General features: G+C 62.0%; 2 protein-coding genes. Both read left to right on the plus strand.

Going from position 1 to position 837, the window contains the following annotated elements; genetic code table 11:
* Nucleotides 1-218: chorismate synthase (locus BK660_RS32070; protein WP_123436473.1), on the plus strand; the 218-nt coding region annotated here is incomplete at its 5' end.
* A gap of 31 nt (nucleotides 219-249) precedes the next feature.
* On the plus strand, nucleotides 250-837 hold a 588-nt coding region (locus tag BK660_RS32075; RefSeq protein WP_185045366.1), incomplete at its 3' end, for an MFS transporter.

Consider the following 837-nt stretch of genomic DNA (forward strand, 5'->3'; position numbering starts at 1 on the left):
AACCAACGTCGAGCATCACCACCCCGGGCCGTTCGATCGACATCCACGGCAATCCGGTCGATGTGATCACCAAGGGCCGTCACGACCCTTGCGTCGGCATTCGTGCAACGCCGATTGCCGAAGCGATGATGGCCATTGTGCTGATGGATCACCTGCTGCGTCACCGTGGCCAGAACGCCGATGTGCGCGTGAGCACGCCGGTGCTGGGTCAGCTTTGATGGCGGACCTTCAAGCCGTCGCGGCATAACCGTGGCGGCGCTCCCTTACTGGCGGCTGTCCAGCTTCTATCTGTTCTATTTCGCCTTGCTCGGTTCGACAGCGCCGTTTCTGGCGCTGTACTTCGATCACCTCGGCTTCAGTCCGGCGCGGATCGGTGAACTGGTGGCCATCCCGATGCTGATGCGCTGCGTGGCGCCGAACATCTGGGGCTGGCTTGGCGATTACACCGGCAAACGCCTGGCCATCGTGCGCTTCGGCGCGGTCTGCACACTGCTGACCTTCTCGTTGATTTTCGTCAGCAAGACCTACGCCTGGCTGGCGATGGTCATGGCGCTGCACGCATTTTTCTGGCACGCGGTGCTGCCGCAATTCGAAGTCATCACCCTGGCGCATTTACAGGGGCAGACCTCGCGTTACAGCCAGATTCGCCTGTGGGGATCGATCGGTTTCATCATCACCGTGGTCGCGCTGGGGCGGCTGTTCGAATGGCTCAGCCTCGACATCTATCCGGCGGCGCTGGTGCTGATCATGGCCGGCATCGTGCTCAGCAGTCTGTGGGTGCCGAATGCGCAACCGCCGCAAGGCAATCGGCCGACCGGCGAGGGTTTCCTCAAGCAA

This window comes from Pseudomonas brassicacearum (genome assembly GCF_003732265.1).
GTDB lineage: Bacteria > Pseudomonadota > Gammaproteobacteria > Pseudomonadales > Pseudomonadaceae > Aquipseudomonas > Aquipseudomonas brassicacearum_D.